The sequence below is a fragment of the Sphingomonas sp. PAMC26645 genome (genome assembly GCF_004795835.1).
Lineage (GTDB): Bacteria > Pseudomonadota > Alphaproteobacteria > Sphingomonadales > Sphingomonadaceae > Sphingomonas.
The window spans coordinates 3,194,629-3,216,868 of record NZ_CP039249.1 but is presented as its reverse complement, the minus strand read 5'-3'; the positions used below and the strand labels follow the sequence as shown (position 1 = coordinate 3,216,868).

19 protein-coding genes are annotated in these 22,240 nt (G+C 61.4%); 9 read left to right on the top strand and 10 right to left on the bottom strand.

The window, feature by feature from the left end:
* Window position 1 precedes the first annotated feature (1 nt).
* The 5 genes from E5673_RS14805 to E5673_RS14785 form a co-directional block, all read right to left on the bottom strand.
* Window positions 2-769, bottom strand: a complete 768-nt coding sequence (locus E5673_RS14805) for an SDR family oxidoreductase (protein ID WP_136191539.1) — start codon at window positions 767-769, stop codon at window positions 2-4.
* Between the two features lie 22 nt (window positions 770-791).
* Window positions 792-1,958: a fumarylacetoacetate hydrolase family protein gene (locus tag E5673_RS14800; RefSeq protein WP_247599409.1), complete on the bottom strand. Its 1,167-nt coding sequence runs from the start codon at window positions 1,956-1,958 to the stop codon at window positions 792-794.
* Window positions 1,959-3,675: 1,717 nt separating this feature from the next.
* Entirely contained in the window at window positions 3,676-4,413 is a 738-nt protein-coding gene (locus E5673_RS19725; protein ID WP_168711647.1) for a hypothetical protein, read from the bottom strand.
* A gap of 156 nt (window positions 4,414-4,569) precedes the next feature.
* Window positions 4,570-6,627, bottom strand: coding sequence for a hypothetical protein (locus E5673_RS14790; RefSeq protein WP_136190607.1), 2,058 nt, complete (start codon window positions 6,625-6,627; stop codon window positions 4,570-4,572).
* On the bottom strand, window positions 6,624-7,157 hold the full coding sequence (locus tag E5673_RS14785) for a hypothetical protein (protein ID WP_136190606.1): 534 nt from the start codon (window positions 7,155-7,157) through the stop codon (window positions 6,624-6,626). The genes E5673_RS14790 and E5673_RS14785 overlap by 4 nt, the downstream gene beginning before the upstream one ends.
* Here E5673_RS14785 and E5673_RS14780 point away from each other — a divergent pair.
* Window positions 7,150-7,767: a hypothetical protein gene (locus tag E5673_RS14780; RefSeq protein WP_136190605.1), complete on the top strand. Its 618-nt coding sequence runs from the start codon at window positions 7,150-7,152 to the stop codon at window positions 7,765-7,767. The genes E5673_RS14785 and E5673_RS14780 overlap by 8 nt on opposite strands.
* 77 nt (window positions 7,768-7,844) lie before the next feature.
* Here the strand turns inward: E5673_RS14780 and E5673_RS14775 are convergent, their stop codons facing one another.
* The 3 genes from E5673_RS14775 to E5673_RS14765 all read right to left on the bottom strand — a co-directional run bounded on the left by E5673_RS14775 (window position 7,845) and on the right by E5673_RS14765 (window position 10,826).
* On the bottom strand, window positions 7,845-9,350 hold the full coding sequence (locus E5673_RS14775) for a hypothetical protein (RefSeq protein WP_136190604.1): 1,506 nt from the start codon (window positions 9,348-9,350) through the stop codon (window positions 7,845-7,847).
* A 151-nt stretch (window positions 9,351-9,501) separates the two neighbouring features.
* Window positions 9,502-9,681, bottom strand: coding sequence for a hypothetical protein (locus E5673_RS14770; protein WP_136190603.1), 180 nt, complete (start codon window positions 9,679-9,681; stop codon window positions 9,502-9,504).
* Window positions 9,682-10,067: 386 nt separating this feature from the next.
* Window positions 10,068-10,826, bottom strand: coding sequence for a DNA adenine methylase (locus E5673_RS14765; RefSeq protein WP_136190602.1), 759 nt, complete (start codon window positions 10,824-10,826; stop codon window positions 10,068-10,070).
* 134 nt (window positions 10,827-10,960) lie between these two features.
* On the opposite strand from E5673_RS14765, the gene E5673_RS14760 reads away from it, so the two are divergent.
* From E5673_RS14760 to E5673_RS14750, 3 genes are all read left to right on the top strand, one after another.
* Window positions 10,961-11,788, top strand: coding sequence for a hypothetical protein (locus E5673_RS14760; protein WP_168711646.1), 828 nt, complete (start codon window positions 10,961-10,963; stop codon window positions 11,786-11,788).
* Complete coding sequence (locus E5673_RS14755) at window positions 11,779-14,022, top strand: hypothetical protein (RefSeq protein WP_136190600.1); 2,244 nt, start codon at window positions 11,779-11,781, stop codon at window positions 14,020-14,022. Before E5673_RS14760 ends, E5673_RS14755 begins: the two co-directional genes overlap by 10 nt.
* Before the next feature lie 178 nt (window positions 14,023-14,200).
* Window positions 14,201-14,791 (top strand): hypothetical protein, encoded by a 591-nt coding sequence (locus E5673_RS14750; RefSeq protein ID WP_136190599.1) that lies wholly within the window; start codon window positions 14,201-14,203, stop codon window positions 14,789-14,791.
* A gap of 373 nt (window positions 14,792-15,164) precedes the next feature.
* Here E5673_RS14750 and E5673_RS14745 read toward each other — a convergent pair whose 3' ends face one another.
* Window positions 15,165-15,479 (bottom strand): metalloregulator ArsR/SmtB family transcription factor, encoded by a 315-nt coding sequence (locus tag E5673_RS14745; RefSeq protein ID WP_136190598.1) that lies wholly within the window; start codon window positions 15,477-15,479, stop codon window positions 15,165-15,167.
* A gap of 166 nt (window positions 15,480-15,645) precedes the next feature.
* Between E5673_RS14745 and E5673_RS14740 the strand changes: the two genes are divergently transcribed.
* The 4 genes from E5673_RS14740 to E5673_RS14725 all read left to right on the top strand — a co-directional run bounded on the left by E5673_RS14740 (window position 15,646) and on the right by E5673_RS14725 (window position 19,418).
* Window positions 15,646-16,473, top strand: coding sequence for a hypothetical protein (locus E5673_RS14740; RefSeq protein WP_136190597.1), 828 nt, complete (start codon window positions 15,646-15,648; stop codon window positions 16,471-16,473).
* Window positions 16,474-16,837: 364 nt separating this feature from the next.
* Window positions 16,838-17,344, top strand: a complete 507-nt coding sequence (locus E5673_RS14735; RefSeq protein WP_136190596.1) for a MucR family transcriptional regulator — start codon at window positions 16,838-16,840, stop codon at window positions 17,342-17,344.
* A gap of 488 nt (window positions 17,345-17,832) precedes the next feature.
* A complete protein-coding gene (locus E5673_RS14730) occupies window positions 17,833-18,837 on the top strand; it encodes a LysM peptidoglycan-binding domain-containing protein (protein WP_136190595.1) in 1,005 nt (334 codons plus the stop codon).
* A gap of 92 nt (window positions 18,838-18,929) precedes the next feature.
* Window positions 18,930-19,418: a hypothetical protein gene (locus tag E5673_RS14725; protein ID WP_136190594.1), complete on the top strand. Its 489-nt coding sequence runs from the start codon at window positions 18,930-18,932 to the stop codon at window positions 19,416-19,418.
* A gap of 768 nt (window positions 19,419-20,186) precedes the next feature.
* Here the strand turns inward: E5673_RS14725 and E5673_RS14720 are convergent.
* Window positions 20,187-21,125, bottom strand: a complete 939-nt coding sequence (locus E5673_RS14720; RefSeq protein WP_247599408.1) for a LysR family transcriptional regulator — start codon at window positions 21,123-21,125, stop codon at window positions 20,187-20,189.
* A gap of 77 nt (window positions 21,126-21,202) precedes the next feature.
* On the opposite strand from E5673_RS14720, the gene E5673_RS14715 reads away from it, so the two are divergent.
* Window positions 21,203-21,958, top strand: a complete 756-nt coding sequence (locus tag E5673_RS14715; RefSeq protein WP_247599407.1) for an SDR family oxidoreductase — start codon at window positions 21,203-21,205, stop codon at window positions 21,956-21,958.
* The last annotated feature ends 282 nt before the right edge of the window (window positions 21,959-22,240 follow it).

The following is a 22,240-nucleotide window of genomic DNA, read 5'->3' as shown; positions in this document are numbered from 1 at the left end:
CTCAACGCCACCCGGCATCGACGAAATAATCGTGGCCGGTGCACATCCGCGCATCGTCCGACGCGAGGAACAGCACCAGCGCCGCGACGTCCGCAGGCTGGACGCGGGTCTTGAGGCACTGCGCCGATATGATCTCGGCCTCGCCTTCGGGCGTGTACCATTTCAGCTGGCGTGGCGTCTCGACGTTGCCCGGGACGATCGTGTTGACGCGGATGCCGTCGCCACCCAGATCGCGCGCCATTGCGCGGGTCATACCCTCGATGCCGGCCTTGGCAGTCTGGTAGATCAGCAGTTCGGGCAGTGCGAGATGCCACGAGATCGAGCCGAAATTGAGGATCACGCCACCTCCCGCGCGCTTCATCGACGGCACCACGGCCTGCCCTGCGAAGAACAGGTGGCGCAAATTGGTCGCCATCCGCTCGTCCCAATAGGCGGGCGTGATCTCTTCGATCGTGTGGCGATCGTCGTTCGCGGCGTTGTTGATCAGCACGTCAATCCCGCCGAGCCGGTCCTCGATCGTCGCGACGGTCGTCTTCAGCGCATCGACGTCACGCAGGTCGAGCGGCAGGAATATCGGTGCGGTCGCGACGTCGGGCGTCAGCGTCTCGATCAGCGCTTCCGCGGCGTCCTTGGACATGTCGACGAACGCAACATGCGCCCCCTGACGCGCGAACGCCTCGACCAGACCGGCGCCGATTCCCGACGCGCCGCCGGTGATCAGGACGCGCTTGCCCTTCAGGCTGGGATAGATCGCCGTCTGGTCGGCCATTTCGGTCTTCTGCAACACGCGCTTACGCCCCTTGATTCTTGGTATGGCCGAGCAGCCCTCGGCTCGCGAGATTGCGCATCAGGTCGCCGATCCCGTAATTCCACGGCGCCGCATCCTTCGACGTCGTCACCGGATTGACCAGCGCGCCGAGCTTCGGGTTCGAGATGGTGACGACATCGCCGACCGCATGCGTGAAGCCGCGGCCGGGCTCGTCGCGGTCCTGCGTCGGCGCGAACAGCGTGCCGAGGAACAGCACGAAGCCGTCCGGATACTGATGCTCGCTCATAGCCTGACGGACGAGCTCTTCGGGATCGCGGCTGATCTGGTCCATCGAACTGCTGCCGTCGAGCCGGTAGCCGTCGGCGCCTTCGATCGTCAGCGCAATCTGCGCGGCGCGGACGTCGTCCATGCCGAAATTCTCGTCGAACAGCCGGATGAACGGCCCGATTGAGCAGGACGCGTTATTGTCCTTGGCCTTGCCGAGCAGGAGCGCCGAGCGCCCCTCGAAATCGCGTAAATTGACGTCGTTGCCGAGCGCCGCGCCAACCGTCTTGCCGGAGCGATCGACGACCAGCACGACTTCGGGTTCGGGGTTGTTCCAGGTGGAGTCGGAGCGGATGCCGATCTCGCCACCCCAGCCGATCGTCGACAACGTCGGTCCCTTGGTGAAGATCTCCGCATCGGGGCCGATCGCGACTTCGAGATATTGCGACCACATGCCGTCCTCGATCAGCGCGGCCTTCAGCGCCGTCGCTTCGGGAGAGCCGGGCACGACCGAGCGGATGCTGCCGCCGACGCGCTCTTCGAGACGGGCACGGACCGCGGTCGCTGCGGACGCGTCGCCACGTGCGCGTTCCTCGATCACGCGTTCGAGCGCGGATACGGCGAAGGTTACGCCCGATGCCTTGACGACATGGAGGTCGATCGGGCTGAGCAGGCGGGTCTTGCCATCGGCCGCTGGTGTTAGGTTTAAGTCGCCGAGGGCCCCGAGATCCGCGCCGGCATCGGTATCGAAATCCCCACCCGCGATCAAATCGGCGACTGTCGGCGCAACGGCGGACATATCATACACGCGGCCACCGCGAACGATCACGGGCGTAGGACCGTCGCCAAGGTCGATACGACCGAGCAACGCCGCCTGTTCCCAGTCGACGGGCAAAGCCCCCGCCGACGTGAATGCGATCTCCACGATGTTATCCCCTCCGTTTTTGTTAGCGGTACCGTATGCTGCGCAGCGTCAGCGTCAAGTCCCCAATCCTGACGTCACGTCGGTGACCCGTCCCAGACGTAACGACGATTCAAGTAAACGCGACCGATTAATCGCACAATTAAAATATGGGAAGGCGGTGTCCGGTAGCCGATAACTGCGTACGGAAAACCTCAAAGGCGCTACCAAAACTGTGGTATCGATATCATCGTGCCTAGCCTGGCACTCATGCGCGAGGTCCCATGGGTGCTCAAAGCACGGCGAGATGTTGGCGCATTCTTGCCGTGACCCACTCCGCAGAGGGGGCAAAGCACCATGCAACCTTACTCTGAAAAGCTTGGAGCGGCTTTGGCCCACGAATTACAAGCGATCATGACCCTGTCCATACGATCTGGCCGAAACGCGCGGCTGCCGGTTGTGCAGATGGAATGTTGGGAGGCTTAGCGTCGGCCGCGCTGATGCTCTGTGTCGCGGGTGGTCGGATCGGACGACGAATGAGTTCATTGGTAGGAAGCGGCGCCTGCATCACACGATCGTCAGCCGCATCTGCGAGGAGGTACTCGGGGCGACGAGATCAAGACAGACGACCCGCCGGTTCCCGTACCCGACTTGGATCCTGAGCCGTCCGCAACTAAGTGGGCATTGGTCTGCCCGGTCGCAGACCTTGCCCTCGCAAGACACCGCCCGAGATGTGGTGCCGTTGTACGACCGTCGGCACAGGTGCGAGCCTGCAAGCCCCATCTTGCCGGACTTCGCTATCTCTCGATGCCTACCCCCATGCTTCTACGATGGAGTCATCGAAACGGCGCCGCCGGTATCCCGTGCTGAACCTATCTCATGCGCAGTGTGCTTGACCTTAATGAACCGGTTGGCGCGTTGCCGACCCCTTACATTCGAGAACGCATCGCTGCTTCGTACGGCAGAGAACTGAAGTTTGCGGCGACTTCCTGCCGTGCGCCTGGCGACTCGGTCGAGCCGTATGAAGCTGCAGCTGGATGCGCTGCGCGAGCTATTTGACGCGGCACGGCTCCGGGTCACCAAACTTCGCATAGGCGCGACGATAATCCGCGGCACGAGGCGAGGAGGACATCGCGTCGCATCGATGATGGAAGGCGCTTCAAGATCGAGAGTAGTATCTTCGGATGTCCGCCGCGCGACGTCGTTTCGAATGATGAGACTGGCTTTTCGCCGGTTTGGAGAGGTGCGACTATCGTGCCAGGCGATCGACACCGTCATCCAGACCTGCAACGCCGATGGCGGCAACTCGCAGGCCAGCGTCGCTGACGCTACCCGAAGGATCGCTACTAACGACGAACGACCCGGTGGGACTGTCCCATGCCTGAAAACATGGATGATTGAATCAACAGGGATTCGCGGGTTGACGATATTCGTTCTGGCTTGAGCAAATTCCAACTGGTGAATGCGAGAGCTTCACGCCGGATTATCGCTGGTGGTACGAGTTCGGCGTCCAAACCGAGTTCGCAGCTTTCGCGGGGTTGCAATCTCGATGGCCATTAAGGGCACAACTTGGGCCATTCCGAAGCGCTTCCGTAAACGAGGGGTTAGGGAATCAAGCGCAGTCGACGCGAATGAAAACCACCGCCTCTCGCCAGCCCGCGTCATTGCAGTCCTCCCCATGCTCATGGCTGTACCTGCTCTAGCTTTGCAGCCCAACGGTGCAGCAGGGGAGGTGCCGCGGTCAGGCGCTTATCAGTTGGATAACGTGCAGGCCCCAAGCGATAATGACAACGTCAGCGACAATCGCAGCGATAAGGGCTCGGCGCCCCCAATACAGCCCGGACAGTGTGGCGGTCAGAACGTTCAAAAAAATGAGGAGCACGACAAGGACAAGAAGTCCGACGTGGACGCGGTCCCTTGGATAATCACGGTGATCGGCAGCTTGACCCTGGCCGGTATCGGTATGCTTGGCGCTCTCACTGCCTTGTTCGTGGGGCGTTCGTCCCACGGGCAGGCGGTGGGTCGCTTGTCGATCAGGCCTACGCGAATCGATGCCACTGGCCGTCGAATCTTGTTCAGAGTCAGGAACACAGGGGTAAGCCCGCTCTTCAGCGTTCGAATCGAAGGCGCATGCCGAGCCCACACTGGTCCGATGGACTTCAGCCCGTTTCTGATCGAAGAGCTGTCGGCGGGGCAGGACATGCTCTGCGCTCGACCCTTCACCACCGTTCGAGCGTTCACCGGGTTGCTGGTAGACGGTCCCGAGGGAAAGACCGATGTCGTCTTTCGGGTGCGGTATTCGGACCATGCCGATCGAAGCCGTTTCGAAAAACGGAACTATCGATACGTTGCGGGAGCTGGATATCATCTTATCGTCAGTAAGACCCGCATGCGATGGTACAGCATAGGCTAGATTACAGGCGAGAATCGAGTACGAGAATGCTACATGGCAAAAGTCTTTCGTATTTAATGAACTCACCGTAAACTCCTTTTCCGCTACAGATCCCAATCGCTGAGAGACGTTATGTGGCGAATACATGCAACGAGGTTCTGATAAAGAGAAATGCGGGGCACGAGAATTCTGGAAGTGACAGGCCCAGGGTTTAACTTGCCAATGCTGACCGGATCCACCGTCTTAGGTATCAAGTGCTCGCCGCTGGCCTGATCTTGATCTATTCCGCGACGAAGGATCGAAATTTCCGCCAGGCCCCGTCCAGCGACGGAGAACCGGCTCGGCACCGACTTTCAAACTGTCGTATTTGTCGATCACGTCTGCGCGTAGCCATCCCGCGCTACCGCGACGTATGTCGTCGCGCTTATAGAGCATCTTTGTGACCATCGGACCGTATCCGCCGAGGAGATGCGCCAGCTCGGGGCTTGATATGTAGGATTTCGCCAGATCCAGGACGTCGGCTGTCTTGAACCAGATTGCTTTGCCCTCCTTCTCGAATGCGAGATCCCCGGCGTCCATCACCCGCTTCATCTGCACAGGATCGATGTTGAGCAGTTCGGCGGCGTCGATCTGCGACATGACGGTTGCGATCGGTACGTTTCTCATCCGATGCGGATCAATGGGCTCGCGTAACGCCCGGATCACCTCTTCCGGGATGACGAGCACGCGTCGGACGTACTTCGAGCGCCTGTCGCGTGAACGATGCTCATCGGCGACGAGCCAGTATCGTATCCTCTTGCGACGAAGTAAGTGTACGACCTCGCCCCAGTTCTTCATGATGCCACCTACGGTCCTGGACGCGTTCCAGAGGGACACGGCGTTCTTCGGGGGGCGTTCGCGCCGCGCGGACTGGTTGAGATCGCTAAAGAGATCGTCGACCGTGCTCGTCACCAGCCGGACGTTGTGGTCCAGCACGAGGACTGCGGGGTGAGTTTCCAACGTCACTTCGCCGTAACCGATCAGTTGCTCCACGGCATATCTCGGAAGGCCGAGGGCTTCGGCGAGCCTTGTCGCGCGCTCGGACTCCTTCTTATGCTTCGCGAAATCCTGCACCTGCGCCTTCGAGAACTGGATGTGGCGGCGTTGGCCGCCACGCGTCTCGATGGTATCGAACACGCGCGCCTCCTCGAGCCGCCGGACGTCCTTGGCATCGATTCCCGTGAGCTTGCATATGTCGCAGGAGAGCATCGTCGGCATGTCGAGGGAGAGTGCGCGTTGCGTGATCTCGAAGGCCTCGGGTAGCGCTTTGCGCACCAGTTGCGCGAGATCGGAGGGTGAGTAGCGATCCGCGAGTTTGCGGATGCGCCTCAGCATTTCGGTACGCTCGTCACCCACGCTTCCAGCCATCGCGGCCGCGATGCGGGACCTGAGGCGTTTGGGCCAATCCGGCAGCGTAGCCATGCCAACGGATACCGCTTCGGCGAGCGCGGGCTGATCGAGGGATGTAGGCGAGAACGACCAGGGATCGGCGGCGCGCTCACCCAACAGCCAGCCGATGCGTGTAACGAACAGCACGAGCGATGGCGGACTCAGGGCCCTCAAGTCCTCGTGAAGGCTGGCTAGCTGTTCTTCCCTCTCTCCAGGGGTGGGGGAGATCAGGCGCGCGAATCTCCTATAGTCTTCGGCAAGTTCGTTGCGGAGGGCCGGGGCCTCCGATGGCGCGACCGTCTGACGGCAGGACTCGCAGCGCCCAATGCCTCGTGACCGCTTCCAACCCAATGCAGCGCCGCAAGCGCCGCATTCGTCGACGAGGCGTTCGAGACTGACGGGGCAATACGGCAGGAGCGCACAAAGCCACTGCCACCGATGGTGGCGTGATGACTCCAGCGTTATCGGCGCGATCCGGCGCCGCTCGAGCAGGAGATGGTGCCGATAGAGCGATCCCGAGCCCCAACGGACGGTCCAATGCCAATTCGCGGACTTGTTCTTGCTCTCGGCTGCCGCTTGCGGCGTGTAGGGATGCACCCGGTGTTTGAGGTCCTCGGCGTTGCAACCGATTTTGCGGGCAAGCCGATTGAGCAGGGGTTCGACGTGCTGGCCGACGAGCCCCGGCTTCGACAGGTTCAGGCCCACTTCACTGGTGATGATGCTCGTGTGACACAGGACGTTGTCCGCGGTGGCGGAGGCGATGAGGCCGATCAGGCTCGCATCGTCCGCGGGAGATACGGGGATCACGAGCGGTCGAATGATCGGGAGCGCCGACTCGTTGACCGCTTGCGACGCTGATGGTGACTGCGTCATTTCGCGAAGGGGTTCTTGTTGATGTAACGCTGGGGCATCGCGAAGGTCTGGACGGCATGGGAGAGATCGTAGAGCTCGACCCTGTCGGCATCGCGTGACACGGCATGTTCCATTGCCGCCTCGACGATGCGGACGACACGACCGACACGGCCGCCCGAGGCGGCCATGAGTCCCGAGAGCGGCACCGTGTCACTCAAGCCGGAGATCGACCGCACCACGCCGTTGTTGACGAGCGCGGCGTCGAGATCCCGACAGAACGTCTTGAACAGCGTTCTGTCACGAGGTTCCGTCCTGGTCAGTGGGGTCAGTTCCAACGGACGGCCCAGGCGCGCGCACAGCTGCTCGTTCTTTTCGAAGAAGTGCTTCGACTTCTCGTTGCCTGCGAAGACGATCGGTACGATACCTGCGTCGAGGAACACCGTCGATGCCGCCATGGCGGTGGGCGGGGCGTCGGGGATTGGCGCGGCGAGGATCGGCGGCGGCTGGCGCCTGCTCTCGGGCGGTCGGGCGGCGGTGGCGTCGATGCTCAACCAGGCGACCTACTTCGAGATGAAGGCGCGAGCCGGGACGATCGGAGCGGCGCTTGCCGCGGTGATCGACAGGGAGGTGCCGCAAGGCGTCAGGGTGCATCTCGTTGGGCACAGTTTCGGCGGTCGCCTCGTGACATCGACGGCGTCCGCGATGCGAACTCCCGTACGCTCGCTTTCCCTTCTGCAAGCCGCCTTCTCGCACAACGCCTTCGGCACCGGCATCGGGCGGCGCAAAATCGATGGTGGGTTCCGGAGGGTCGTGGCCGACGGGGTCGTCTCGGGACCCATCATGGTGACGCACACCCGTCGGGACACGGCCGTCGGGATATTCTATGCGATTGCATCATCGGTGAGTGGTGAGATCGCGAAGGGCATGGTCACCAGTCGTCTGGTCGGCGGACCTGCCGATCTGCATGGCGGGCTCGGCGCGAACGGCGCTTTGGCGATGAACGACGGCGAGGCCGTCGTTCATGTCGCGACTGTGGGCGAAACACCGGATCTAGTGTGCGCAAAGGTGAACAACGTCCTGTGCGACGCGATCATTGGTGGGCACAGCGACGTCGCCAATCCAGATGTCGGCGCACTGGTCTGGCGGGCACTCTCCGCCTGATGGCGCAACGCTGAAGGAAGAGGGCTCCCGTGGGGCCGGGTTCGGCTATCGTAAGCCGCAAAAGTCCGGGTGAGCGGCTATGCTGCTATCTGTCCCCCTGCGTCGTTCGCGGGCGTCACGGTCTCCGGCTCGCATGCGGTAAAGTCCGCCATACCGCGAATCTTGGGATAGTAGGGGGCGTCCTCCAGCAGAACGCGAAGGCTGGTCATCGGTTCGGCACCGGGATTGGCGGGGTCGAAGGACTGGCCGATGATGATCCCCGGGAGGTGGGTGAGGAGTACACTGTCCTCGAAGCGGCTTCCCGTCGCGTCCAGAACGACGTGGGCGCGAATCTTCCTGCGGCACGGATCGAGACTGGCCACGTCTTCGGGTAGCGAGAATTCGGTGACCCATACATAGCGGGGAAGGTGAACGAACGCGAGTTCCTCCCGCAGGTCGTCGGCCACGCCGTTGCGCATCAGGCGGTGCTTGTACTTCCAACCATGCGTCAGATACGTTCGAGCCACGAGTTGTTCCGGCTTCGTTGCGTAGAAGTCGGGGTCGACCGCCCAATCGGCCGGCTTGATGTCGGCGCGGGCCTCCTTGATGTGCTTGGACCGATTGGTGGCGACGAACCGCACCTTGTCCCGAGCGATCGTCTCGGCGACCTCGGCCTTCATGTAGACTTTGCTCGGCAGCGGCACGAGCAGGAAGATGGCGTCCTTGAGCGTGTAGTCGGCGCTGCGAACGGCCTTTTTCGGAGACGCGACGGCGATGCGTCGATAGGCCCCGTTCTGGTCGTCGTTGACTATGAGGTGCGTGATCCGGTCGGCCATGTGCGCGTCGCCGTCCGGGGATTTTCTGGTCGACGCGATCACCGTACCGACGGCGACTACGGCATGTCCGATGCCCTCGCCCTGCCGAAGTCCGATGATCACCGGGATGCCCGAATCCAGATAGCGCGCGATCGTCCGGGCCGGCGGCTCCTCCCAGTCGGCTCCTACTTCGGGTGCGTAGACGATGGGATGCTCGCCCATGGCGCGCAGCGCGCGCACCATGTTGTCATCGGTCAGGTAGTCGGAGCCTGCCGGAAGTGATTTCGCGAGGATCGAGTCGGTGGGTTTAAGTGCCGCCTCGGTGATGTCGGGCACCGAGAACCAGGGCGTCGAGTGCTGGTTGTGGAAATGCCGACCTGCGGTCCATATCGTAGCCTGCGCGCAGCTGCCCGTGCGGGTGTCCTGCTCCGTGACCGGCACGCCCTCCACGCTCAGTTCTACACCGAGGAAGTGGACCTTGTACGTCGACCGGACCGAGATCTCGACGCCCGGCCCGGCGGCGCACCTAGTGGCCAACACTGCGCTGCCGACGGGGGCGTGCCGCAAGGGTCGGATCACGATGAACCCGAGATATCCGCCTTCGGCGGCTTCCAGCGCGTGTGCTATTCCCGTGAGATCGCCGTCGTCGAAGGCGTCCGATACGGATGACGCGAAGAAGTGGATCCGGCGACAATACCGCGGACGCATGTGGTAGAGCGTCGAGTAGAAGCTGGCGTAAGCTGCCGAGAAGTCCCTATCGATGTAGGTGGTCTCCTCGATGGCGAACACGGCGCCAGCGTCCCGAAGCATGCTCAACAGATTCTTGATGATCAGGCTCGAGCCATCGGGATCCAGCTCGCGACGGAAGCTCTTCCACTCCGCGTCATCGGTCAGTTCGGCATAGCCGTATTCGCATTGCACGTCCGGCGTCCGATCTTCGTCAGGCGAGCCGGATCAGGCCGAGCCGTTGCTCGGCGCGCGAACTGGACGCTTCGAAGCGCTCGATCTTGGTCATGGCCTCCTTGGAGGGGCCGGGATTGATGGCGCTGCGTTTGTTCGAGGTTACAAGGACCCGTCCGGCAGAGCCGCTGGATCCGGTCTTGAGTGTCTTCTTGATCAAGGACTTCCTCTTGGACATGCCGATTTCTTCCTAGTCGGATCGACCGGAGTCGGTGGTGCTCTATCACCAGGCTCCCGACGCATCAACGGCGTCGCTCCGATGGTAGCATTTTCGGAGTGGTCGTGGGTTAACGCTTTTCAACGATCGTAGTTCTGGTGGCGGTCCCCGTAGGACTGGACCGTCGCGTACCGCACCCTGCTCACGAAACCGGCGCGTCGTCAGTGTGTGTCCCACAGCCGTTTGATGGCGGAAGCGAGAAACGAATGGTCTGTCTGGCACATGACGGTGATCCCGTCGGTTCCGGTTGCGCACGAACAGGATGCGGGGCGCGCGGCGTGGGCGTGCCGCGCACGTCACGGTTCGTCGGCCGGGCGGTCCCCGAGTGATCACCGGCGTATCCTTTCCGCTGCAGCCAGCACCGCTTCGGGATGGGCGGCGGCCAGATTGGCCAGAGCCGCGTGCAGTTCCATAGGCGCGGCGCGAGCGATGCGCCGGGACAGTGATGACGCGCGGCGGCGAAGCTGCTCGCGTTCGCGGAAGTCGCTGCCGATATGGCGATAGTCGTGCAGCGGAGGTCCGGGCCGAAAATTCGTCCAGGCGGACTCTGTGACTTGTCCGGTGTGGGTGAGCGTCTGGTAGTCCGTACGGGTCCATACCGATAGCACGTCGTCGTACAGCTCGCTCCGATACCCGCTGACGACTACGGGGCAGGGCAACCGGACGAGGAGCGACAGCAGTCGCTCGTGCTCAGGAACGTCGTAGTCGTATTGATAGCAGCGCCCGCGCCGCCGCGTATCGGGATGGTATGGGGGGTCGCAATAGACGAGGTCGCCGGGAGCGGGGGACAATTCGGGAAGTATCGACACGGCGTCGCCTTCGATCACCCGTATGCCGTGTCCCAGCGCGTTCGACCGCCAGCGTGCGATCACGTTCGGATCGAGGTCGATGCCGACGCTGGCGTCGGCTGGACGCTTGTTGCGATAGACTGCTCCGGAGCCGAGGTGCGTTTCGATGTAGCGCTCGTGCGGCGGCATCAGATTGATGATTTCGCGAAAGGCGAGGCCCTTTCCGCCGGGATATCGGGAGAGCGTGGTGATGTCCGACATGTCCGCGTCATCGCAGGTTTCCGCGATGTCGTCAATCACGGCCCGCCATGGCAGCCGGCGGGTAGGTTGCCGGTCTCACCGAAAACCCTGCGGCGGTAGATCGTGGGATTCGCCACGAAGGTCGCCCAACGATCGATGTCGATCTCGGCCCTGGAACCGCCTATGCGGCCTGAATGCGACCGCGTTCCAACTTGCCGCCCATGAGTGGCCAACGTTCCCCGCGCCGGCCGGGGCGAGCGGATTTCGCACGATTGGTTCGCCAGTCGCCTCCGATCGAGCAGCAGCTTCCCATGACGCACCTGAGCGACGCCTACCACCTCCGGGACATCGCCGAGGCGGGAAGCCTGAGGCCGACGCAGTGCCGGGTGTTCGACGAACCGTTGCTGTATCTCTTCTACGGTCGGCCGGCCTACCGCGTCGCCGCCCAGGTCGAGTCCAGCGGTCTCGAAGCGTACTATCCCGTCTGCTTCGTGCTGCGCAATTCGGCAAAGGGGGCGAAGCGCATATACCCGTTCGACAGCGGTGCGTTCCACCAGGGACGTTTTGCCGATTTCGTTCATCGCGACATGATCAAGGAGGATTTCGAACTGGATGTGGACCCGACCATGCCGGGCCGCCTGATGAACCTGTTCTGGTCCGACCCTCGCGCGTACTTCGACAATAGAGGTGCTCGGGCGATGGACCTGGATCCCTTCGATTTCGAGGCGAAATCGTATGCCGAATTGATCCGCGCGAAGGCGAACGGGCCATTCGACGAACGGCATTCCGCCATCGAAGTGCAGATGCCCCAATCCATACCGCTTGCCGGCAACCTGACTGCGGTCATTCTACCTTCGAATTTCGCAAGCGAGCCCGTTCGGAGACGGGTGGATGAGCTTGGCGCGTTGGTTCTTCCATTCGATACCGTTTCGCGGCACAGCCCCGACAACATGGTCGGTCAGATCTACGACATCTGTCGCGATCTGTATTCAGGGCGGCACAATGGCGTCAAATGCTGGTGACAACCGATGCCGCCAAACTGATCGGGTACATCCGGCCCGTCACCGATCAGCCCGGCTTCGTGCTGCTGGTCTTTCGGACCAAGACTAGCAACGAGTCGCTTACCCAGGTCATCGGGACGGACGATCATGTGATGGGGTTCCGCACCGTCGACTCAGCAATGATCGCGGCCGAACCTGATCGACAGGACGAACTGCGCATCGGTGACGAGGCGTTGTGGGGATACGCGTTTGCCGATCAGCCGCCGTACGTCGGCCCACGCGGCGAACTGGTCGGCTGGTTGCGCGAACGGGTTCACGGGATCGCGGATCCACTTCTCAGGCTTCAGGCCGCTGACTTCTGCGCAATGGCGGATGACCGGAGTGCTGCGTGGCGCGCTTCGTTCGATCATCTGGCCGCAGTATCACCTAGCAGCGCCACAGCCTGGCGCGATGTGATCGTACTGCCCGCCGAGATAAGACGGTCTGTCGCACGTGCGATCCGGAAGCACGGGATCGAGGCCATCAACGACCTCGGTCGAGACGTGGGCATCGACGTCGATGGTGAAGCTCTCGTCGTCTCGTTCGCGCACGACCTGTTTGAAACCCTCCAGGCCCACCCATCGGCGTTGCTGGACATCGACGGCGATACCGCGGACGTGCGTCACGCCTTCGGCCTGAATAATCCGTTGGAGATGATAGCCGACGAGCGCTTCACCGGGGGCGACGCATGGGAGCCGACCGTCATGCCGGTCGTGGTCGCGGTGGGTTCGCGAGCCCAGCAGGTCGTGGACCGGCTGGTCAGGATTCCGGAAGTCGGCGGTAGTAAAGTCGTAGGCGTTGCCCGCGATGCACATGAACGGCCTGCATCTACCTTGACGGTTTGGGAGGCCGATAGGCTATTCTTCGAGGGTGACGCCGAGCTGGCGGATATCGATCCCGAACTGCCCCTCACGTTCGAGGCGGAACGTCCGGATCTGCTGTTCGTGTTTGGCGCGAGCGCGGGCGAAAGGAATGTCGCCAGAGCCGCTGTGCGACTGGCACGGACGGTCGACTCCCGCCGGTACCGCTGCCTTGCCGTTATACCTCACCTTCCCGATCCGGCACTTTCGCGATCGTCCAACGAATACGAGGAACTCCTGTCTTCGTTCGCCACCGGGTTCGAGGCGGTTTTCCTGCTCAGCGATCACAGCCCCCATCTCCGGTACGGTCTGCCTTACGGACCTTCACGCTCATGCGATGCCTCAGCCGCACGCCTGAAGTACCTCATATCCGCGCTGCAGGCCGGCAAGGTGGAGTCAATCGACGGGCTTTCCATGTCCGCAACCGAGGGACTGCCCGTCCACGTCTTGAGTTCGATAAGTTCCAGCGGAGTGCTCTCGGCACCGAGGCTGTTCGATTATGCTCTTGGAGGGGCAACGGCCTTCACGCTGGACCGCACTGCGAGAACGCGCCTGAACCTCGTCCTCACGAGAGACGGGCACAGGGACGAGGCCAATGCCTTGGAGGGGCCGGTGCGCCGCGCGGGTTTCTCGGAGCTCACGCTTACGTATCACCAAACCTGGCCAGCACCGCGCGGCGCCAAAGCCGAACTTCATTTCGAGCAGGTAGCTTGGCGCCCGCTGATGTTGAGCGAGTTCGCGGATTTCTGCATCCGCGAACTGACAGGACATGGGTGGCGAGTGACAAGCCCGGACGGGACGCGCGCCGATGCGGAGGTAACACGACGCGATGTTCGCATCCTCACCGAGTTCAAGGCCTTCGGCGTGGACGACGGTGCTCGTCCACTGCGCACTCCGACTAAGCGGCGTCTCGGTGAAGACATCGTTCTCGTCACCGATTGCACGGTGTACCGAGGCGATTACATCCGGCATGTGCTGCAAGGCAGGCTGCCGATCAATGTCAGCCGGTTGAACGTGCTGCAGACGGTCTACGCCCGGCGGTACGCCTATCTGATCCGTGCGCTCCACGGAAAGGAGGTACGCTATAAAAGCCGGATTACGGAGGCTGCCTTCGCCAGGCTTTTCGACGTTTCCACCCGGGGATACAGTCTTCAGCTCGCTGGTATCGTCTCGAATGCGGATGGCAGGAAAGTCGAAATCGACGCCGACGCCACCCAGGTATCGACGGTCTACGACGGCATTCACGTGGTACTCGTGGTTCGCGTGACGTCGGAGCAAGGCGATCCTTCACGGCATGTGATCGACGTCATACTGACGCAGTCAGGCTGGCAGATCAGCAATTGGACATCGAACTGAAGTCGTCGAGTGTTTCGATACCCGAGCCGTCCGCGAGCTAGGGCGTGGTCGGTCGTCGATACCACGAGGCGAAACCGAACGTTTGATCCAAGGGCCTGCCCCGGCTTCGGTGAATGCGCCGAGGATTGCCAGTCCGAAGGGGCAAAGGGGCGGCCCGTGTGAGACCGATCGGGTCCGAGTGTTAATCGAGGAACTCGAATTCGATGGCCTGATGGTTGCTGACGGTTCGCGGACAAACCATTTGTTCGCAATGTCCCATGATTATCAACCAGGTCCGGTAGGAAACGACACGGCTATCGTACTTGCGGTGGCGGGAAGGCTTGAGATGATTGCTGGACGACCCGCGGCGGGTCAGACTGGCATCAATATCGATGGCATCCTGGTTCATTTGCATGCCGCCGCGCCTGACGTCTTTCCGTCGACGTCCCGCCTCGACTACCGGATCGTCAATTCCGTTGCGTTCTCGCTCTACAAATCGCGCGACCGCCGGACGATGCCCCGGGACAAGGAGGTGACCGAGGTCGGCAACCTGGACCGGTTGACCCGCTACCTAGCCGACAGTCGTCATATCGTGGCCTTCAGTGCTCCCGCAGAACTTGCGGTCCGAAGCATTGGCAAAGAGCCGGATTTTCATTTTCACCATCCGTCCATGTCTCGCCTCAACAGCCTGTATCCCCGGCTTGGGCATGATCGCCGCTGGCGTGTACTCGAGCGGTATCGCATGTTCGCCGATGCTATGCTGCATACGCACGCGATGACCGGGAATTAGCGCTTACGCCCGCTTTCGTCTCGGCCACGGTGTTCGTCGATTGCCCCTGGGGATACCCGGCCCGGATCTACGGTTCTCGCCGGAACCGAGTGAAGGATAGAGGCGAGTGCCAACGTCAGGGTGGGGACAATTCCTTACGGCTCGTTTCAGGACTCCCCGACTGTTTCAGCGCGCAGTTTGAAAGCCGACTCAGCGGCGAGGCTGCGCAGCGCATCTTGCGGGGCCGTGATAACTTCACTCGCATCAGTGTCTGGACGTTGTGATCGGCAGCTTCGAAGTTCAGCTGCGAAAGGTCGAAAACCTCGGTCCTAAGCGGGCGGTACGCGAGGAAGGACCGACCGACCGTTGACGGCGTCTCCCTCGTTCGTGCGATCTAGTCCCCAGGCTTGACCATGGGGCGATGGTGCGTGGATAGGATAGTATCGCCTGCGAGACCGAGCAGTTCGCTGACCGCTTTGCGATCGGCGCTATACAGGACTTCCCGACCGTTCCTGACGGACTGGACCAAGCCCGCACGGCTCAAGATGGCCAGATGCGTGGACATCGTGTTCGATGGGATCTCCAGTGCGGCCGCGATGTCGCTCGCACGTACCTCGCGGCCGTCGTGACCCACGAGGAACTGAACGGTGCGCAGTCTGGTCGACTGGGCGAGAGCTGCGAAGGCGACGACGGCACGATCCAATTCCATAATTCGAGAATACAAGGTAAGCGGAATCTTTACAATGCCTATTTACCAAAAGGATCTCACAGATCAATAATTCTAGAAACATTGAACAACCGTACTGGTCTCACAATCTACCGACCTGAGGCGTCGATTCGGAATGAGCCGACGCCCTTGATGGTGGGAGTCGAACATGACAATTCCAGAGCCCCAACCGCAAATGGCGGGCGCCGAGATGGCGACGGATACTGGCGAGTTGCAAGCTCTCGCCGGTCGCTACGGGGAGGTTCGGCTCGCGTTTTTCAAGGCGCAACTCCGAGCGATGATCCATTACGTCTCGCCGGTAGCTGCCGACGCGTTGGAACGAGAAGGGCTGAGTGTCCAGGATGCAATCGAGCGCATAAGTCCGCCCGGTGATTGGCCTCACCGGGGTCTCCAGACCAGCAACCCGTTTGGCTCGGGGAACTTCCGTTTCCGCAACGCGAACGATCATTCCAATCAAGTCACCGGCCGGCGGTTCGAGCGTTTGATCGAAGCCGCTGTCGGTTTCATCATGCCAAGCAAGGGCGGCGACAGGGGGCGGCTGGCCTTTCGGGTGTCTGCCCACACTTTGGAAATCGCAATGATATCGCGGGACTTTTTTCTTGCGACTGAGGCAGGGAAGGGGTGCCTTCAATTGTCCGTGAAGTTACCCCTGACGATGGGATCCCGGATGCTGGATCGGCCGGTGGGGGATATCGTCAGCCACCCACTACTCGACGGTAGGAATTACCCGGTTACGCGGGTGAAGCAGCCGGTGGACGAAGCGTTGACTACTATCGGTTTCGACACGGGCCATACTCGATTGGTTGCCGATAGCCCGAATTGCATTTGCTCATCCGACGATCCGCTAACTGGTCCTGGAATGAAGGCGCGATCAAGCTTCGTTGAGAACGTCTGGCTTGTGATTCAGTACATAGGAAGCGGTGATCAGGCTGCTCCTGCGGCGGCGGACGTCATTCGAAGCTCCGGAAGACGGTAGCTAATGCAGTACCAATGCAGGTTGCGTTCAGAGATATATCAAGCACGTTCAAGCATGGAGAGCATCGGGACGACAACTGGCGAAGCGGAAAGGTGGAACTGGTTCATTTCCCCGGACTGGCGGGAACGCCGAAAGTATGCTTCCTCAGTTATAACTCCGAAGCAGGTCCTACCACCACGAACGCAGACGTATTTGTCGAAGCCGCTCAGCAGTGGGAAACGTTCATCGGAAATTGCCCTTATTCCCGTAGCTGCAAACGCAGAATGCCCCGTTTAGCAAATAATAAGCGAAAAATGCGTTATGGTCTGAGATTGCCAGAGACCAACCAAATACCTAGATGTGCCTCCGGAAATGGAGCTCTTCAATGTCTGATACTACTCTCGACCCGAAACCCGTTGAACTCGCCACGGAATTGACAATCGCCTGGCTAGCCAACCCCAACACGCGTACCAATGCTGACGACGTTCCGGCCTTCCTGAACAAAATGTACGAAACTGTTTCGGTGCTGGTCGGCGGAAACGCGACCGCTGCTGAGCCCGAAGCGTCTGCTCAAGAGTACACCCCGGCAGTGACAGCTCGTAAGTCGCTTGCCAGCCCCGATCACATCATCAGCATGATCGATGGCAAGCCGTACAAGACGCTGCGTCGTCACCTCGCCACTAACGGCATGACGCCAGTGGAGTATCGCGAGCGTTATGGCCTGAAGGCGGATTACCCTATGGTCGCTCCTACCTATTCGGAAGCGCGTCGTACCATGGCCAAGAGCATTGGCCTGGGTCGCAAGCCGGGTCAGACGAATGCAGCTAAGGCGGACACCAAGCCCGCTCCGACTCCGCGGAAGCGCAGGACCGAGGAAGCAGCGGCGGAATAACCCACCGGTTAGCTTCCTGGAAACAGGGGGCTAGCCCGTGACTACGTGCCATTTATCGCTGACGGAGCCGTGCCAATTAGCGCTGATGTTTACAGCTCCAAACCATCAAACCGACGTTCTCAAAGGTATCCCAATTGAGAAAGCCGGATTGGCTTGGATCGCCCAAACCCGGACGCCCGCCACGGTTTGGCCGCAACCCGAAACCGGTCGCTCGTTCATACGGCTGACGGCCGTTTCGGCGAGTTCGGGTAAATGCTAAGTATGGCGTGAATGGAGGACAGGCCGATTTCTACATAGGGGGCCGTACGGACGAGCATGCCCACTGACGGGGTAGCGAGCCGGGCATTGTAGATACCCTCCCCAACTTGTGTGATCTTAGTCGGTAAAGTACCCCTACGTCGGCGATTAACGGCCAACGCCCCTCGACTGAATGCAAATCGTTGGGTATCTCTGCGGAGCGACGACCATCTTCTGTGAAAGGTGAGGGCATGACCAGTTACATGGTGCATCGCGGGGAAAGCCTATCTGCCATCGCGCGGCGTTTCGGCACAACGTGGCAAGAACTTGCGCGCATTAACGGCCTGCACAATCCAAACCGCCTTAGAGTCGGTCAACGCATCGTACTGCCGGGCCTTCCACCAGCTCCCGCACCGAGTCCGCGCGGGCCCGCCAGGACGAACCGCGTGCCTCAGCCCAGGCCGAGCTTCATGGATCGCGCCGAGGAGGAAGCCATCGAATTATGGCAGAGCATCCGTGCCGCCTACGATCGTTTAGCCAAGCCAGTCGCCGCGCAACGCCCTACCGTGCGGCGCCGTCCCTCCGCCAGAAATAGCTCGGGTCCCGTATTGGGTGAGCAGGCTGTAGCGGTTGCCGGAGACGTGACGGAAGCGCAGTTGCGTGCAATCATGCCCACCGCCGGAGCACGCACAGCCCGTTTCATCGGCCCGCTCAATGTGGCCATGCGCGCGCATGGCATTAACACTAACGAGCGCCGAGCCGCATTCCTCGCGCAGATCTGCGTAGAAAGCTCCGAACTCCATCGTGTGGAAGAAAATCTCTATTACTCCGCCGAGCGTCTGCAGGTCGTCTGGCCGCGGCGCTTTCCAAATGCTGCGGCGGCGAAACCCTACGCGCACGATCCCGAAGCGCTGGCCAATCACACTTATGCCAACCGGCTCGGCAATGGCAACGCAGCTAGCGGCGACGGCTGGCGGTATCGGGGGCGGGGACTGATGCAAACCACCGGTCGCAGCAACTACCGCGCCGCGGGATTCGAAGGCAACCCCGAACGGCTGGCCGACCCTCAAACCGCTGCTGACAGCGCGGGCAGGTTCTGGGCATCAAACGGTCTGAACGGGCGGACCCAAACTGTGTTGGCGCGACCACAATTCAACGGCATATCGCGTACCGTTAACGGTGGCGATCACGGGAGTGCGGAACGATGGGCAGCATATCAAAGAGCGTTAGGAGCCTTGCAGCCGGCGGAGGACTGACTGCGCTGGTATCAATCGCGGGATGTGGCTCGTACAAAGACGCCCGCGCGAGCGACGAAGTTCCCAGCGTCGCACCAGCGGAAACAGCAACGGTGGCGTCGATCCCGGTTACCGCCAATGGCGTCGTCGCAGACGGCGCCACGCAACCGACGCCGCCCGTCGCTGGCGAGGGCGAGGGCCAGGGCGAGACTCTGTGCGAGGCTGGTGAAACGCCCTTCTTTTCTTGCCAGATCGGTTCCAAGCGCGTGTCGGTCTGCGGCAGTGGTTCGGGTGCAGTCTATCGCTACGGATCGCCCGGTAAGGTGGAGTTGACCTCGAGGAGCCTGACCTTCGCCAGCCGTGGCTATTCGGGAGGCGGTGAATCGCAGATTACTGCCAAAAATGGCGACTACACCTACACCGTGTACGATAGTACGGTACGCACCTCTTTCGGGGACGGCGGCAACGATCCGGAATTCTCCAGCGGGCTGGTGGTTTCTCGCGGGGAGCGCACGATCTCATCCAAGATGTGCAAGGCAGAGTCGTCGATAGACGCGGCTGCCGAACAGTCGCTGCCGGCTGGCAGCTTCGCTGAGCACTAAGCCGCGCGGCATGCTTCCGAATGCTGAACTCGTGCGCGACCAGCCACAGTCGATCGCGCATCGAGAAAGATCAGCGAGTTGAACCAACCGTGGCTTCTTCGCCGAAAGCAGCCGTTCCGCTTTCCTCTCCCATCCGGACCTTCCCGAAATTCGATGGTGTTTTGAGAAAGGACGCTAGTTGGCACTTACGGGAATTTGGACAAGGATCGCCCAGTTTTACGCTGCAAGGGCACGCTGATCGAAGTTGGCTAGGATCGCGCAACACGTCCGTTTTTAGCTGTCTACACACGGCGCTAGTTGCCAAGAGTCTTGCACTAGATCGAGCCGCTTAGGAGCGTGCGTAAGCCCGTCCTGATTGTATCAGCCTCTGCCGGGAGGTGTTGCCGGGAACCGCGATGTGGGTGGCCGGGTCGTATTCCTTACCGATACCGGGCGAGTCCGTCGGCATCCAAATCTCAACGACGGTGTTCGAATAGCTGTTGGGCAAATAGCGAACCCAGTAGCCGTCAGGATGGTGGCTCCACCGCCCAGTAGGCACGCTCATGCTTCCCTCACCTAACGGTGCCATCCCCGCCAACACTGCGACCCGCTCCAGTTCACCATAGCTGGTTCCGGGCGTCACCAGCATACGGCGCAAGTCAGCCTCAGCCTGCATGACGGCGCGCACCTCTCGTGGAAGGTTGTCCGCGATCGGACCGGTTTTGGGAACGGCTACCGCTAATGACCTACGGCGAGCCGGGCTTCGGCAGCATTGCGCATTCTCTGCCCTTATTCTCGGGCCGGCGACTGGCGTTCCACTGCAATAAAATCGATCAGCGCGCGTAGTGGCGCGGGCACGAAGCGCCGGGAAAAATAAAGTCTTGGGCCTTCGAATGAAGGCCACCACTCAGGCAGAACGGGATGAAGCGAGCCGTTATGGATGTGCGGATCGAGCCAGTTTTTGAAAGTTCCGATGATGCCGTGACCAGCACACGCGGCGGCGATCGCGGCAGGTGCGGCATCAACGCCGATGATCAGCCGGCCTGGTGGATCGATCGTCATCACCTCAAGTCCGCGCTCGAATTCCCATGCGACGAGCGCACCGGTCGAGAAGCGGAGCCGGATCGCGTCATGAGCAAGCAGGTCGCGCGGGCCGAGAGGCGTTGCGTATCGTGCAAGATAGGAAGGAGAGGCGACATAGGCCAAGCCCTGAACGAGCGGCCCGATCGGCACCGCAATCATGTCTCTGGCGAGATGCTCTCCATAACGAATCCCGGCGTCGCAGCCGGCCGCTACGATATCCACGAGCCGATCTTCCACCACGATTTCGACCCGGACGTGCGGGTGTAGTATCAGGAAGCGGTCGATCAACGGCGGAAGGATATCCACCATGACCGCGCCGGTTACATTCAGTTTGAGAAGACCGCGCACCTCGGCTTGCGAATTTGCGGCGTCCTGAAGCGCTGCCCTGGCCTCGGAAAAAAGCGGCGCGAGCCGCGCGGCCAATGCGCTTCCGGCCTCGGTCGGCATGACGCTGCGCGTCGTTCGGGTGAGAAGCGGAACGCCCAGCTGTAGTTCGATCTCGGCAATCTTCTCGCTTACGGTTGAGGGAGAGAGGCCCAGCTGCTTCGACGCTGCCCGGAAGCCACGCGCCTCCACGACGGAGAGGAACACTTTCAGGTTATCGAGACTTGTCACCTCCGCATTGTTCGCCATGCCGATCAGCATATCCGGTGTTGGGCGGATTATCAAAACCGCCCGAACAGCCGATTATGCCCCAGAAGACGCAGGGCGCAGGTGGCACAGTGTCGCCGACCGCTGCGCAGGAGCATAGCATGACCGACAGAACAGTCCTCATCACGGGTGCCAACAAGAGCATCGGCTACGAAACCGCGCGACAATTGGGCCGACAGGGCTTTCGGATCTGGCTCGGCAGCCGCGACGCGGATCGAGGCGAAGCAGCCGCTGAGAACCTCGCCGCCGAGGGGATCAATGTCCGAGCACTGACGCTCGACGTGACCAATGACGACAGCGTCCGATCCGCGGTTGCCCGCGTCGAAGGCGACCACGGCAAGCTCGACATTCTGATCAACAACGCCGGCATATCTGGCCTTCAGCCAATTTTACCGAGCGAGCAGCCGCTAGATGACATCAAGACGATCTACGAAACGAACGTCTTCGCCCCGATCCGAGTGACGCAAGCCTTCCTTCCACTTCTGAGGGCAGCGACCGATGCCAGCGTTATCATGATCAGCAGTGGGCTTGGCTCGTTGGGCTGGCTATCGGACCCGAGCAACCCGTTCTACGGCGTCAACATCCTCGGATATAACAGCTCGAAAACCGCGCTCAACGCGGTGACGGTCGCGTTTGCGAAAGAGCTAGCCGCCTCCGGGATCACGGTAAACGCAGCGGACCCCGGCTACACCGCGACCGACTTCAATGGTCATACTGGATACCGCACAGTGGAGCAGGCAGCAGCGGGCATCGTCTGGCTGGCGACCCGGAACGCTCAGGATATGACCGGCCGGTTCTACTTCGAGCAGAACGAGGTGCCTTGGTAAAGTGAGCAGCGCCGGGTCGGCACTCTGCGCTTTTCCCGCGAGGTTAGTCAGTTACGAAATCTCATCATCTCGCGCTTCCCACCAATCCGACTCTCCCGAAAAGGACCCGATAGCGGGACCGTCGCCCGGGCGATCTCGCCGAGAGCCGTCGCGCTCAAGGCGGCAGGCCTGTTCGACGAATTCCAACGGATCATTCATCTCGGCGGCGAGGCATCACGAGTACTCGACAAGGCCGGCACCATCCTGCTCGACGAACCCGACGACGGCACCGGCAGGCGTCCC